17 protein-coding genes and 1 riboswitch are annotated in these 14,431 nt (G+C 36.9%); of the genes, 15 read left to right on the top strand and 2 right to left on the bottom strand.

Going from position 1 to position 14,431, the window contains the following annotated elements; all coding sequences use genetic code 11:
- The first annotated feature begins 82 nt into the window (after positions 1-82).
- From BC6307_RS21325 to BC6307_RS25610, 6 genes are all read left to right on the top strand, one after another.
- Positions 83-814, top strand: a complete 732-nt coding sequence (locus BC6307_RS21325) for a hypothetical protein (protein WP_157076724.1) — start codon at positions 83-85, stop codon at positions 812-814.
- A gap of 148 nt (positions 815-962) precedes the next feature.
- The gene (locus tag BC6307_RS21320) at positions 963-1,325 is read left to right on the top strand and encodes a recombinase family protein (protein WP_066421968.1); all 363 of its coding nucleotides are present in this window, start codon (positions 963-965) and stop codon (positions 1,323-1,325) included.
- Between the two features lie 290 nt (positions 1,326-1,615).
- Positions 1,616-2,992 carry a DNA/RNA non-specific endonuclease gene (locus BC6307_RS25395; RefSeq protein WP_244905122.1) on the top strand — a complete coding sequence of 459 codons (1,377 nt, stop codon included), beginning with the start codon at positions 1,616-1,618 and terminating at the stop codon, positions 2,990-2,992.
- Complete coding sequence (locus BC6307_RS21310) at positions 2,982-3,392, top strand: immunity protein YezG family protein (protein ID WP_066421802.1); 411 nt, start codon at positions 2,982-2,984, stop codon at positions 3,390-3,392. The genes BC6307_RS25395 and BC6307_RS21310 overlap by 11 nt, the downstream gene beginning before the upstream one ends.
- 366 nt (positions 3,393-3,758) lie before the next feature.
- Positions 3,759-3,873, top strand: a riboswitch (TPP riboswitch).
- Positions 3,874-4,019: 146 nt separating this feature from the next.
- Positions 4,020-5,810 carry a phosphomethylpyrimidine synthase ThiC gene (thiC, locus tag BC6307_RS21305; RefSeq protein WP_066421799.1) on the top strand — a complete coding sequence of 597 codons (1,791 nt, stop codon included), beginning with the start codon at positions 4,020-4,022 and terminating at the stop codon, positions 5,808-5,810.
- A 20-nt stretch (positions 5,811-5,830) separates the two neighbouring features.
- Positions 5,831-5,965, top strand: coding sequence for a hypothetical protein (locus BC6307_RS25610; protein WP_268874295.1), 135 nt, complete (start codon positions 5,831-5,833; stop codon positions 5,963-5,965).
- 656 nt (positions 5,966-6,621) lie between these two features.
- Here the strand turns inward: BC6307_RS25610 and BC6307_RS21300 are convergent.
- Complete coding sequence (locus BC6307_RS21300) at positions 6,622-8,025, bottom strand: IS110 family RNA-guided transposase (RefSeq protein WP_094366217.1); 1,404 nt, start codon at positions 8,023-8,025, stop codon at positions 6,622-6,624.
- A 215-nt stretch (positions 8,026-8,240) separates the two neighbouring features.
- Complete coding sequence (locus BC6307_RS21295; RefSeq protein ID WP_066419915.1) at positions 8,241-8,831, bottom strand: hypothetical protein; 591 nt, start codon at positions 8,829-8,831, stop codon at positions 8,241-8,243.
- 151 nt (positions 8,832-8,982) lie between these two features.
- Here BC6307_RS21295 and BC6307_RS21290 point away from each other — a divergent pair, with 151 nt between their 5' ends.
- The 9 genes from BC6307_RS21290 (at position 8,983) to BC6307_RS21250 (ending at position 14,273) form a co-directional block, all read left to right on the top strand.
- On the top strand, positions 8,983-9,447 hold the full coding sequence (locus tag BC6307_RS21290) for a hypothetical protein (protein ID WP_066419914.1): 465 nt from the start codon (positions 8,983-8,985) through the stop codon (positions 9,445-9,447).
- 136 nt (positions 9,448-9,583) lie between these two features.
- On the top strand, positions 9,584-10,069 hold the full coding sequence (locus tag BC6307_RS21285; protein ID WP_066419913.1) for a hypothetical protein: 486 nt from the start codon (positions 9,584-9,586) through the stop codon (positions 10,067-10,069).
- Positions 10,070-10,472: 403 nt separating this feature from the next.
- Positions 10,473-10,793: a rhodanese-like domain-containing protein gene (locus BC6307_RS21280; RefSeq protein WP_066419911.1), complete on the top strand. Its 321-nt coding sequence runs from the start codon at positions 10,473-10,475 to the stop codon at positions 10,791-10,793.
- A 20-nt stretch (positions 10,794-10,813) separates the two neighbouring features.
- Positions 10,814-11,386, top strand: a complete 573-nt coding sequence (locus BC6307_RS21275) for a sulfurtransferase TusA family protein (RefSeq protein ID WP_066419910.1) — start codon at positions 10,814-10,816, stop codon at positions 11,384-11,386.
- Between the two features lie 16 nt (positions 11,387-11,402).
- Positions 11,403-11,792, top strand: coding sequence for a DsrE/DsrF/DrsH-like family protein (locus BC6307_RS21270; RefSeq protein ID WP_066419909.1), 390 nt, complete (start codon positions 11,403-11,405; stop codon positions 11,790-11,792).
- A gap of 15 nt (positions 11,793-11,807) precedes the next feature.
- Entirely contained in the window at positions 11,808-12,044 is a 237-nt protein-coding gene (locus BC6307_RS21265; protein ID WP_066419908.1) for a glutaredoxin family protein, read from the top strand.
- A 13-nt stretch (positions 12,045-12,057) separates the two neighbouring features.
- Positions 12,058-13,194, top strand: a complete 1,137-nt coding sequence (locus BC6307_RS21260) for an MBL fold metallo-hydrolase (RefSeq protein ID WP_066419907.1) — start codon at positions 12,058-12,060, stop codon at positions 13,192-13,194.
- A gap of 11 nt (positions 13,195-13,205) precedes the next feature.
- Positions 13,206-13,433, top strand: a complete 228-nt coding sequence (locus tag BC6307_RS21255) for a sulfurtransferase TusA family protein (protein WP_066419906.1) — start codon at positions 13,206-13,208, stop codon at positions 13,431-13,433.
- 60 nt (positions 13,434-13,493) lie between these two features.
- Positions 13,494-14,273, top strand: a complete 780-nt coding sequence (locus BC6307_RS21250) for a sulfite exporter TauE/SafE family protein (protein WP_066419905.1) — start codon at positions 13,494-13,496, stop codon at positions 14,271-14,273.
- Positions 14,274-14,431 lie beyond the last annotated feature (158 nt).

The raw sequence follows: 14,431 nt of genomic DNA, 5'->3' as shown, positions 1-14,431 counted from the left end.
CATACCGATATCACAACATGATAGGAATATAACTTTTTATAAACTATCATCTTCTGAAGTTCCCCTGGCACGAGCGTTGTCAGTGAATGTTGATCAAAAACATTTTGCACTCTCAAAGGAGAATGAGGATGAGAGGAGAAATGGTTTTCTAAAGGAACTAATTGAAAGGAAACAACAATTCGAGATAGAACAACAAAGGTTGAGAGAAGAACAAGAAAGAATTAGAGCAGAGGAAGAGAGAGTTAAACAAGAGGAAGAAAAGCAAAGGGCACGATTAAGGGCTCGAGAATTGGAATGGCAAAAGCAAAGGCAAAAAGCCAAAGAGCTAGAAGATGAAGAAATCGAAAGAGAAATGCAAGAAAGGATGAGAAGAGCGGCTTTAAGGCCAATCGAGATTCATCCGGACGGTTGGGATCAAAGGTCCAAAAGACCAAACCGATATGGAAACTATACCTATCAACAAAGTCCACCGGTATCTAGTTATACGAAAACTGAGGATAGTGTAGACAAAAAGAAAAAAGAGAAAGTTAGAGATATACTGCTATCGCAACCTATTAAAGGTGAACTCTATATTGATGGGGATAAAAGAGCTTGGCGGATTATAATATTGAAGTGGATAAACGAAAATCAATCAAGTGATTCGCTAGTTGTTTCATTAGATAAGGTTATCGGTCATATGAAAAGTTCAGGAATTTCCTTTAATCAAAAAAATGATAAACTGGTGAAGTATCCCATAAAAGAATTTCTTGAGTTTTATAGGAAGACGATAAAAGCAGAACTAAAGAAAAAAATTGAGCTAACCATTCAGGAATAGACCTTCAAAATTATTTATATATAATAGTAAGAACTCGGAAAATTTTGCTCATCACAATACGTGGTGGGCATTTTTTTATTGTTTAGGGGGGATATATTTCGCGTATTTTTATCCATACGTCCTCACGGCGGTTCTTGAGACGGTGCGTATGCTAAAAGCACTGAAGCCGCCAGTCGAGGTAGTGTTTCAAAAAGAGAACATCCGAACCTTAGATGAAGACGGAGAAGTGATGCTGACGGTTTATAGTGGACTGGCCCAGGAAGAAAGTAGAAGCCTTGCAGAATCAGTAGCTTGGGGAAAGCGCAGGTTAGCAGAGCGAGGGCAGTTTAAAACAAAGTATGCAAGGTACGGATATGATTATGATGAAGATGAGAACCTGGTAATCAATCCAGAACAGGCTGAGGTGATTCGCCGCATTTATCGTGAGCTTTTAGCAGGGAAAACGACAAGTGGGACGGGGGGACAGGAAAGTCGTCTACACAGAAATTGGAAATTATTAATTGTAGCTTGAAAGGGCGTTTACTCATAATTTCTCTCAAAGAAAAACATCCGAAATCAAGACTCCAATAGAAACAAGCAATGTTTCTATTGGAGTTTTTTAATACATATGAATCTTAAGATATTAATGCTTCAACCTTCGTATTTTCTCTGATCAACGGGCTTGATGTAAAATAGTTTGGATTTTTGAAGGAAAAATAGGGATTTCGACCCGTTTTTTTACTATTTTATTAATAAATTCTTCCTTTTTTACCATTTATCTTCCTATAGAGAAGTATTAATATCAACTACAGGAGGTGTTCCATGCAGAGAATCCAGATAAAACCTGATGTTGTCATGAATTCTAGCAAACTATTACCGACTTCCTCTGTAGCAAATATTCAAGATAATCTCACAAGGGTCCGGGCGAGGTTGGACCATCGTATTCGAAGTAGACATAATATAGACGGTAGGCTGAGTAAAGTCATCCGAGAAATAGACGATATAGAAAGAAAAATGCGCAAGATAAAAAACTTCACACAACAATCGATGGAACGGTATAATCAAGTTGAAAGGGATTTAGCGAATCGTTCGTCTAGGTTTAACAGGCTACAATCTCCAAATTTAATGAAACGTGGCAAATGGTGGGAAAGTTATTTTTCAAGTGATAAAAAGACTAGGAATAGACTAATTAATCTTCTCTTTCCGTGGTTACAACTGACATTTCAACGGCATTTTGGTCTTCTTTATCCTATTGGGCCAGCTCTTTCCTTTAATAAATGGATTAACCCTAACAGTCCTCGAGAAGTTACCTTTTCCGATGTTGAAAAACAGGCGATTGTTGACTATTTAAAGAGAGTAGATAACGGCGAAGTATCCTCTAACATGGAACAGTACGCAGGCATGACCAGTAGTTATGAGGGATATATTGGAGAGAACAACATCTTTGGACAACCACTTGGAGGGAATGCACCTCAAAATGCAGAGACTATTTCTACCTATGCTGACTTCCTGCCCTTCTTTGGAAACCTCAAAGCAGCAAGTGAAGTCTATTTAGGATACGACCCACTGACCGGAAGAGAGTTAGAAGATTGGGAACGCGGGGTCGCAGCGGCTGCTATTCTCGGTGGCGGGGCTGCAAGGCTTGGCGGGAAAGTAGCCCCGAAGGTTGTTGATAAGGTTGGGGATTTGGGGAAGGGTGACCTTTCTAAAAAAGTGACTTATGGCGACCAATACACTAAAGTTGATGGTAAGAAAACATTGAAACCTAATATTGAGTATTCAACTAAAGAAGGTTACCATTATAAAACGGATAGTGAAGGAAGAATTACAAATGTGGAAGCGACGTTACAACTCGGGAAAGCAGACCGTAATAATTATGCACAAAGGACAGTTGGCAGAGAAGATAGATTACCAAATGATGATGGAGGACATTTAATAGCTAGTATTTTCAAGGGTTCAGGTGAAATTGATAACTTAGTACCAATGAATGCTGCGCTGAACAGGAAAGAATACAAAGTATTAGAGACTTCTTGGAAAAAAGCTTTACAAGCAGGTAAAGAAGTAACAGTTAAAGTGAAGCCAATTTACGAAGCGAATTCTTCTAGACCGACTGAGTTTAAAGTTAGCTATACAATAGATGGAAAAAAATACTCGGATAGATTAACTAATTATCTAGGAGGTAAGTTAGATGGAAACTAAAATAACAGAACAGATATATCAACAAGTTGCAAATACATTAGTAAATATAATTCCGGAAGAATGGAAAAAGATCTTTTTATATGCTGAATTTAGAGAAGGTTATAAAAAGGTGTTTTTTTACTATTACACACATTCTAGGTCAAAACCTGTATATAGCCTTGACATAACGGATTTATATAATATTTCAGAAGATAATTATGAAGAAATGGAAAATGAGCTATATAAATGTTTTGCTAGATTGTGGGAAGAATTTAGGAAACAAGAAGTAGAACAATGGACTAATTTAACTTTTATTTTAGATAGCACAGGAAAAATGAAAGTTAACTATGGATATGAGGACATTTCTGAGCTGAGCCCTGTCGAGAAACAAGATAAGTGGGAAGCAGAAAACTTAGTGTAATTAATAGTAGATTAATCAACTTAAAACTAAGCACTTGGGTGAAACAAGCGACTGGAAAGAAGTTCACATAGATAGGAAGTGGGACGAGGGGACAGGAAAGTCGTCCACACATTTTTTTTTTTTTTTTACAATACTGTTAACAAATGTGTGTATGATATTCCTGTCCCTTCGTTTCATTTGGTCCCACTGTTCTTAGGCTGCATGACCAAGGTAAACTATAATTTGTAATCTTTGTGAAAAGAGAATGGGTGAAATCACTCCATACGTACGGATTGTATTGAAAGAGTGGGAATATCAGTTGCGAATAACTTTCAAATTATTCTTTCATTTCTATAGCAGGTGAGGTATACTTAAATTAAACTGAATAGATTTAACTAGGGGAGTCCAATGAGTTGGGCTGAGAAAGAAACACGTTGAAGTTTCTTGACTCTTGGGACCTGATCTGGTTCATACCAGCGTGGGGAAGTTAATGGCGTCAATAAAGCACTACTTCTATATACATATTAGCCGGGTCCAACCATTAATTGGACACCGGCTTTTTTACGTACTTCATGAGCTCTTCTAAAGCTTTTCCACTTGTTGTGTTCTAGATCCTGTCCCTATTATCGAAAAAGGGAGAGATTGATCATGTCATTAACAACATCTTCATTAAACAAGCAAAGTATTTCCATCATGTCTAACTTTAATGGTAGTAAAAAGGTATATGTGGAGGGATCTAGACCCGATATCAAAGTTCCGATGCGTGAAATTGAGTTAAGTCCGACAACCGGTTCATTTGGGGAAGAAGATAATCCCCCTGTGCGCGTGTATGATACCAGCGGACCTTATACAGACCCTAATTATTCTATTGACATAACAAAAGGTCTGCCAGCCCTGCGAAGTTCTTGGATTCAAGAACGTGGCGATGTAGAGGAATACAAAGGGCGTGATATCAAGCCGCAGGATAATGGGTATAGAGATGAGAACGATCCTCGGACCACTCAAAATATGTTTCCAGGTTTAAAGCGGAAGCCACTACGGGCACAAAAAGGGAAAAATGTAACACAACTTCATTATGCAAAAAAAGGTATGATCACACCTGAGATGGAGTTTATTGCAATAAGAGAAAATATGGATCCTGAATTTGTACGGGATGAAGTGGCCAGGGGACGCGCGATTATTCCAGCAAATATCAACCATCCCGAGATTGAACCTATGATCATAGGGCGAAATTTCCATGTGAAAATCAACGCCAATATTGGTAACTCAGCTGTTACTTCTTCCATTGAGAATGAAGTTGAAAAAATGACATGGGCTACACGCTGGGGTGCTGATAATATTATGGACTTATCAACAGGAAAACATATTCACACAACTAGGGAATGGATTATTCGAAATTCACCTGTTCCTGTCGGGACTGTCCCAATCTATCAAGCTCTTGAAAAGGTAAATGGTGTTGCGGAAGATTTAACATGGGAGATCTACCGTGATACTTTAATTGAACAAGCCGAACAAGGTGTCGATTATTTCACTATTCACGCGGGTGTTCTGCTTCGCTACGTTCCATTAACAGCAAAGCGGGTAACAGGAATTGTATCCCGTGGTGGATCGATTATGGCTCAATGGTGCCTATATCATCATCAGGAAAACTTTTTATATACACATTTTGAGGAAATCTGCGAAATTATGAAAGCTTATGATATATCCTTCTCGTTGGGTGATGGGCTACGTCCTGGCTCAATTGCAGATGCGAATGATGAAGCACAGTTTGCTGAATTAGAAACGCTTGGAGAACTGACAAAGATTGCTTGGAAGCACGATGTACAAGTGATGGTTGAAGGACCCGGGCACGTACCCATGCACCTGATTAAAGAGAATATGGATAAGCAACTAGAAGTATGTCAAGAAGCTCCATTCTATACTCTTGGGCCTTTAACAACTGATATTGCTCCTGGGTATGATCATATTACTTCTGCGATTGGCGCTGCAATGATTGGTTGGTATGGAACGGCCATGCTTTGTTATGTGACGCCAAAAGAACATTTGGGGCTACCAAATAAGGAGGATGTTCGTGTAGGAGTTGTTACCTATAAAATTGCTGCCCATGCTGCTGATTTGGCCAAGGGGCATCCTGGTGCACAAAAACGAGATGATGCTTTATCAAAAGCACGGTTTGAATTCCGGTGGAGGGATCAGTTTAATTTATCACTAGACCCTGAACGGGCATTGGAGTATCATGATGAAACATTACCTGCAGAAGGGGCAAAAACTGCTCACTTTTGCTCAATGTGTGGACCTAAATTTTGTAGTATGAGAATTTCACAGGATATCCGAAATTATGCGAAGGAAAATAAGTTAGATACGAATGAAGCAATCGAGGTAGGAATGAAGGAAAAGGCTGAGCAGTTTAGGCTTTTAGGTGGCAACATCTATCAATGACTGTCTAGGGAGGGGTAAGGGTGGAGGTTAAAAAAATTGAGGAAGAAATAAGGGACATGGGGACAGGAAACTCGTCTACACAGAAAATGGAAATTGATAATAACCCGAAAGGGCGATTACTCATGAATTCTCACAAAGAAAACCATGTGAATTAAAAGCGTCTAATAAAAACAAGCAAAGTTTCTATGGGACGGGGGGACAGGAAACTCGTCTACACAGAAATTGGAAATTTAAAAAAGCCCGAAAGGGAGTTTACTCTTGATTTCTCTAAAAGAAAACCATGTGAAATCAAAAGCGTCCAATAGAAACAAGCAATGTTTCTATTGGACGCTTTTATATAATTATGAAGTTTATGCTACTTACGCTTCCAACCTTCTACTTCCTTTATCCCCTGTATCTCTTTGTAAAGGGGGCAAGGAGTCGGTGGTTCTTAAAATAGTATGTTCATTAATGGGACGAGGGGACAGCGTATAATGGCAAATAAGTCAATCACAATTTTTCACTTAAAAAAGGCCGACTTTAAGTAAAACCTCACATTTCCATTTTTTTGAAGGTTCAACTATCACAAAACTTATATAGAACTTCTCTAGGGCGTGAAAGGATCTTGCTTTTTTCATCCTACATTGATACCGCCTAGTGAATATAAACTTAGATTTCACGTATTATTCGTACTTATAGGACAAGATCCATAACGCTGTCCCGCGAGGTCTCTTTGCCTCAGGAAATTAATTCAATGTGATCTAACGTCCTAGAGAAGTTCCATGTTCGAAAATTAACTATCCCGCTATAAATATATTTTCTCTACAAATAATTAACTAGCGCATTTAATGGATGAGACATGTGTTTCAAAGAATTTTTTTACATTCGTTTTACGGATTTTTTTACTAATCTCTTCGAGAAGGACATATTTTTTATCCTCTGTTTGATAGAGAGTACGGTTACGAATCATAGCGAACGCAAGTCTAATCATTCTGTTACCTAAAGCAATATATGCTTGACGCGAATGTTTTCCTCTTTCCCTCAATTTCTGGTACCGTTGGTGCATCTCAGGGTTATTAACAGCTAAGGACCTTCCAACTTGATATACAATATTTCTAAAAGATCGCCTACCTTGTTTGGAAACTCCGTAATAAGATGGTCTGTTATCTCCTGACTGCTTGACGATAGGATTTGTACCAGCCAATTTAATCAGTTGTCCAGACTCATCAAAATCAGAGAGTTCTCCCATTTCCGCCACTAATTCTGCACCTGTTACTAATCCAATTCCTTGTACAGAAAGAACAACTGCGCCATCCATCACTACAAATAAATCTTCTATCTTGCGTTCTAAAATCTTTATTTGATTGTCTACAAAATCAAGCCTATCTAATTTTTGAATAAGCAAGAAAATATCAGCATCTAGCTGTTCCTTAGGAAGGGAGATGGAACCTTCTGCAAATTCTAACAAGAGTTTAATAGATTTATCTCGGAGTTTTAAGTTCTCACGTATTGATAAGTCTCTTAATCCTTCTTCCCCTAACTTTAAGATGTCGGAGGGATGAGGATAGTGCCTCATTAAATATCTAGCTGCTTTACCAAATACATTAGTCAAAGGTTTAGCAAAGCTTTTTTTCCCATTAACCCATACTGTTTTCCCCTGGTACTCTCGAAAGATATGATCCATATGCATTAGGATGAGGTTCTTCGTTTTAGTTCTCTCTGAAATTAGTTCTCTCCTGGCTCTTGTTAACTTTCGGAGTTGAAGTATCTCCCCTGTAGGTAACTCGTTAGAGGTACCCCTACCATGAATGATAGATTGAACAATCGCCATTAAGTCCAGATTATCCGTCTTAGACCAATTCAATAATGCATCTCTTTCTTTGGCAGTAGTAGCTGCATTTATTGTTCGTACATGATACCCCTCAAGGTGACATTTAAAGACTAAATGTTCGTAGTAATGTCCAGTAGTTTCAATGCCGACCACCACTCGCGTATTAGCTCTTACTTTATGTCTTCCAATAAGAGTTTTTAGCTTAGTAAAACCAGACATAGAAGCATCTATATCAAATGGTTTTTCTAATATTTCTCCATAAAACGAAGCAATCATAGCTTTGGGAGTATATTTAGCTGCATCAATCGCTACAATTAAAATATTCTCTACTCCAGTCTCTCTCACAAATTGCGCCCATCGACTTCCAATCTTACCTTGAATATGATTTAATGTTGAATATACCATCGTTTTCATCTCCTTTGGTAGGGAATGTAGTTTGGAAGTTCTGTGATAGGTACTTCTATTTTACAATGAAAACGGTGGTTTTTTATTGTAATTAACTATTTACTATACTAGGTACCTCGTTCACTCTCCAAAAAATAATGCCAGAAAAGATAAAACTGAATGACTGAGTATGAGTACATGAAGCACTAAACAGATGCTAGAGGTTATGTGCTGACTTATTTAGTAACATCATCAAAATAGGTTGAGAGGATATTTCCCTTGTTTTCTAGTTCTTCTTTTAGTTCGGTTGTTAACATGTAGTTCTCTAAATTGGATAAACAATTGATGATACCCTCATAATGGTTTTCGAAAGCAGATCTCCATTTGTTCAACCGATCCTCTAAAACAATTTCTATTGTAATTTCTTTAATCTTTTCCTTTTTATGTTTTACGCCTACTGCATTTTCTATATATAATTTATCCATCAATTCATTGTTCTTTGTGTATTTATTATACTCACCTGTAATTTGTTTTAGTTGTTTTTGAGTTAATGTATATTCTTCTTTTAATTCATGTAAGTATTCTTGTTCATAAGTGGTATCTAATCTGTTTATATAATCTATTTTTTCTTTTTTAGGATTTTTTATGGTGATAATGGAATCTTTATTTACCTTGTCGTTTTCAACAATAATAATTTTTTTGCTTATTAATGCTGCTTCATCCTGTTTTAGATTAGGATGTATTATTCGCCTATACTCCTCTACAATCCCTTCCTCTTTCGATGAATTTATATGGATTGTACGAATACGGTAATCTTTATTTTCCATACCAAACCCCCCCTAGTTCATACGTACTATTTAATGAGGTTGTCATATTCTTAAATAGACTAAAAAAGTGCAGAATCCCCGCAGATTACATTTATTTACCACCCAAACAAGCCAAACGACCCCCTTATAATGATATAAGGGGGTCGTTACATTGAGAAAAGGATTTTTACTATTACTTGTCATTTTTTTGACAGGATGTGTTGCAGAGCCAGAAATTAAAGTAGATGGTGTGAATGATGGGGATATCTACATAAATGATGTCACCATTCATATAGATGATCAACTAGCAGGTGACTTTACGATGTCATTAAACGGACAGGAAATACAGAACGATCATTTAGTCACAGAGAATGGCGATTATGAATTAGTGATAAATGCAAAGAACTACTGGAAAGAAAAGAATGAAACCATTCAGTTTAAGTTGGATGATGTGCCACCATTATTACCTGCTTTTTATCCTGAATTACAAGAAGTGTATTTTCAATTTGTCGATTTTTCTATTGTGGAAGAAGCGGGGGTAACCTATTCTGCTACGATTAATGGGACACCTGTAAGTTTAAATGATAGATTCGAGGAAGAAGGCACTTATACGATAAAGATACAAGCAATGAAATAATATAATTTAACCCAAAAAATTTGTTATTGACATATCAGAAAAAACTTTATGCAACGCTAGTGAGAAAGATAATTATAAGGGAAGAGAATAACTAATTTATTCTCTTCCCTTTATTATTTAAGAAAGAGGTATGATAATGAGAAAAATTACATACATAATGTGGGGGTTATTAATTTTACCATTGTTAACTAGACCACTAATAGGAAAGAAACATTTTTTTCGATTTTTACCATCTGCGACTTTTGTTTCTTTACTTCTAGCGCTAATGAGTGAAATAGCTCAATCAAGGAGATGGTGGAAGGTGAAAATCAATTTAATACCTGATCTAACAACTAATGTTTCCTTTGTGCTGAGCACCTTTTTTGTAGGAACGTTATGGGTATTTAAATATTCATATGGGAATTTTTCGAAGTATTTATGTGCAAATATTATTTTGGATTGGTTATTTTCATATCCTTTCACCTCCTTGTTTCAAAAACTTAATGTCTTTAAATTAATTCGTTTTAAGCAACATCAAATTTTTCTAACATTTATTTCATTTTCACTTATCATATATTGGTTCCAGAAAAAAGTTGAAGAATATGTAGGTAAGTCAAAAGTTGAAGAGATAAAAACCCTGTAGCACAGGGTTTTTATTTATATACAGATGAATAGGTTTTCCAACTTTCTTCTAAGTTTTTAGCGTTATAGCCTATATTCGTTTAAATTCTAGTGGCTAAGTAACCTCGAAGTCCTACCAGACAAACCCCTTTTTCCAATAAAACAATCTCATCCATTTTTCTCAACCTTGCAGCAGTTGTTGCTCCCTCTGCACCAATTATAATTATTTTTTATTCATGTTTATCACTCCATTTCTCGTAACATCATAATTGGTATTTCTATAACACCATTGTGGAAATTTGTGATGTGATTACAACTCGGAACATTTTGCTGGATTTATATGGTTGCTGTATATAAGACATATTTAACCGAAATAGGCGAATTCTAATTATGACTTGTATTACTTCAACATAAGGAGTGACGAAATGCATACTAAGTCAAAAGTTGATGAAATATTACCTGAAGAAGTATCAAAGAAAATAGATGAAGGAAAAGCAAAAAGTATTATCGATGTACGTGAACATGAAGAAGTAGCGCAAGGGAAAATACCAGGTGCTTACCATATTCCTTTAGGAGAGCTTGAAGATCGGCTAAATGAAATAGATTCTGAAAAAGAGCACATTATGGTATGTCGATCAGGAAGTCGGAGTGGGAAGGCTTCAGAGTTTTTACAAGATAAGGGGTATAAAGTGAAAAATATGGTTGGTGGGATGTTAAATTGGGAAGATGAAGTTGAAAAACCGTAACCCAAGAAGGAGGAATCTCTATGGAAGTTACAGTTAATAGGGTGTTAGACGCAAAGGGACTGGCTTGCCCGATGCCAATTGTAAAAACAAAAAAAGAAATGAACACTCTTGAACCGGGTGAAGTGATGGAAATTCAAGCAACTGATAAAGGTTCAACAGCTGATTTAAAAGCTTGGGCTTCTAGTACCGGTCATCAGTATTTAGGAACTGTAGAAGAGGGCGAGACCTTAAAGCATTATCTTCGAAAAGCTCGTTCCGAAGAAGAAAAACCTGAAGCAAAGCATTCGGATGTGGTTCATTTAGATGAATTATTAAATAAATTAGATGGTAATGAAGAAGTAACTGTTTTAGATGTGAGAGAACCGGCTGAATATGCATTCGGTCATGTGCCAGGTGCCATCAATATCCCTCTTGGTGAATTAGAAAATCGGTTTGAAGAACTAAACAATGTAGACAATCTACATGTCATTTGTAGAACGGGTAGTCGCAGTGATTTTGCTGCACAAAAGTTAACCGAAAAAGGCTTTAGCAACGTTAAAAATGTAGTTCCTGGAATGATAGACTGGACAGGCCCTATCGATAAAAATCATTAAACAGGGAGGAATAAAAATGAAAGTAGCTATAATTGCCTCAAACGGTGGGATGTTTGATGCCTATAAAGTATTCAATATTGCAACGGCTGCAGCTGCTACTGATGCTGAAGTGGGAATTTTTTTTACATTTGAAGGCTTAAATCTCATTCATAAAGAAGGTCATAAAAATTTGCCAATGCCTGCAGGAACAGAACATTTTCAAGAAGGATTTAAAAAAGCAAATGTTCCACCAGTTGAAGAACTTGTTGCAATGGCGAGTGAAATGGGTGTGAAAATGATTGCGTGTCAAATGACAATGGATGTTATGAGTCTTGAAAAAGAACACTTTGTAGGAGGGATTGATGTTGGCGGTGCAGTTACTTTTTTAGCGTTTGCTAAAGATGCTGACGTAACGCTAACGTTCTAAAAGGAGTGAAAATTTATGAGTAAAGATGTAACAGTTTATACGACTAACACTTGTCCCTATTGTGTAATGGTAAAAAAATTTTTAAATGAGCAAGGTGTAGCATTTAAAGAAGTAAATGTGCAAGAAAATCCTGCAGCAGGAGATAAATTGGTTGAAACAACAGGTCAGATGGGAGTCCCTCAAATTGAAATTAGTGGTGAGTGGGTTTTAGGATATGATCCTGAAACGATTACTCAACTTTTAGAAAAGTAAAAGGAGGAGAAACATGGGAACAACAACAGCTCTGAAAACAATATCTGTTAAAGATTTAGCCAAGAAAGTAATTAATCATGAAGATCTTTTCATCCTTGATACCCGTAATACAAGCGATTTTGACGATTGGAAAATAGAAGGACGCAATATAGAGGTAATCAACTCTCCTTACGTTGAGTTATTAGAAGGAGTCGATTCCATTTTAGATAAACTACCAAAGAGCAAAGAAATTTATGTTATTTGTGCAAAAGGAGGCGCATCAGAATTTGTCGCCGAACAAATAATGGAACAGGGGTTTACAGATGTTTACTCAGTAGAAGGCGGAATGAAGGCTTGGAGTGAACACCTTGAGCCAATAAAGATTGGTGATTTGAAAGATGGAGGAAGCATCTATCAATTTGTACGGATTGGAAAAGGCTGCCTTTCCTATTTAATTGAGTCTGACGGAAAAGGGGCAATAATTGATACTAACAGAATGTTGTCTCCATACGAAGAGATGATAAAGAAACATAATATTACGTTAATCCATGTATTAGATACTCATTTGCACGCTGACCATATTTCTGGTGGTAGAGAACTTGCTGAAAAACATGATGCCATGTATTATTTACCACCAAAGGACGCTGGTGAAGTCACATTTAACTATTCACAAATTAATGACGGTGATGAATACAAGGTTGGACAGACAACGATAAAAGCCATTTACTCTCCAGGGCATACCATTGGTAGTACATCTTTCGTCGTTGATGATCAATATCTATTAACAGGTGACATTTTATTTATTGATTCTATTGGTCGCCCTGATCTTGCAGGTAAAGCTGAAGACTGGGTAAGAGATTTAAGAAATACACTTTATCAACGTTACAAAGAGCTCGCTGAAAACCTTCTAGTGTTACCTGCCCATTACATGGGAATTAACGAAATGAATGATGATGGAAGTATATCTGAAAAACTTGGCGTGCTATATCAACAAAATCATGGATTAAAAATTAATGATGAAGCTGAATTTAGAAAAACAGTCACAGAAAATCTACCACCTCAGCCGAATTCATTTCAAGAAATTCGTGAGACAAATATGGGTAAAGTCAAACCAGAAGAAGAACAACAAAGGGAAATGGAAATTGGACCAAATCGCTGTGCAGTGAGATAGGAGGAAAAGAGATGGAATCCACAAAAGTATTAGATGCAAAAGGGCTAGCTTGCCCAATGCCAATTGTAAAAACAAAAAAGGAAATGGATGCATTAAGTTCAGGGGAGGTTCTTGAAATTCATGCAACCGATAAAGGGGCAAAAAATGATTTGGCCGCATGGGCACAATCGGGTGGACATGAATTACTAAAAGACGAAGAAGAAAATGGCGTTTATAAATTCTGGTTAAAAAAAGGATAGAGCTTAGGGGAGGTACCTTTAAACGGTAACCCTCCCCCTTTTGAATGGAGGAAAAGGAAAGTGGATATCGCTTTTATCGTTGTTATATTCCTTATCGGTTTTATTGGAGCCTTCATATCTGGAATGGTAGGAATTGGTGGATCGATTATTAAATATCCCATGCTTTTATATATTCCACCACTGTTTGGATTAGCTGCATTTAGTGCACATGAGGTGTCTGGAATCAGCGCAATTCAAGTTTTTTTCGCCACAATAGGTGGAGTATGGGCTTATCGAAAAGGCGGGTATTTGAATAAAACGTTAATACTATACATGGGTGTTGCCATACTAATTGGAAGCTTTATTGGTGGATACGGCTCAAAGCTCATGACCGAAAGTGGAATTAACTTAGTATATGGAATTCTAGCATTAATCGCCGTTGTGATGATGTTCTTGCCTAAAAAAGGAATCGACGAAATCCCTCTTGATCAAGTGAAGTTTAATAAATGGCTCGCAGCCGTTCTTGCACTAATCGTCGGGGCAGGGGCAGGGATTGTTGGTGCAGCTGGTGCATTTATTTTAGTTCCTATCATGCTCGTAGTGCTAAAAATTCCAACTAGAATGACGATAGCGACTTCTTTAGCTATTACGTTTATATCGTCAATTGGTGCAACTGTTGGGAAAATCACAACGGGTCAAGTCAAATATTATACAGCGTTAATCATGGTTGTAGCAAGTCTAATAGCTTCGCCACTTGGTGCTAATTATGGAAAAAAAATAAACACCAAAATCTTACAATGGATTTTGGCATTACTCATATTAGCTACTTCAATTAAAATTTGGTCTGATATTTTATTTTAAGGCACTTTATTACTTTCAACGTATGTCTCAAGTGCAGGATGATATTCCTTTTGAAAATGATTATCTGGACATGATTTTATTACAATTTGAGAGTAATGAGTTCTTTTTATCGCTGACTAACGAAGATTAGGGATTAGGACAGCGAAATTACGAAGGAA

Source organism: Sutcliffiella cohnii, from assembly GCF_002250055.1.
Lineage (GTDB): Bacteria > Bacillota > Bacilli > Bacillales > Bacillaceae_I > Sutcliffiella > Sutcliffiella cohnii.
The sequence above is the reverse complement of the archived record's forward strand: the minus strand, read 5'-3'. Positions and strand labels throughout refer to the sequence as shown.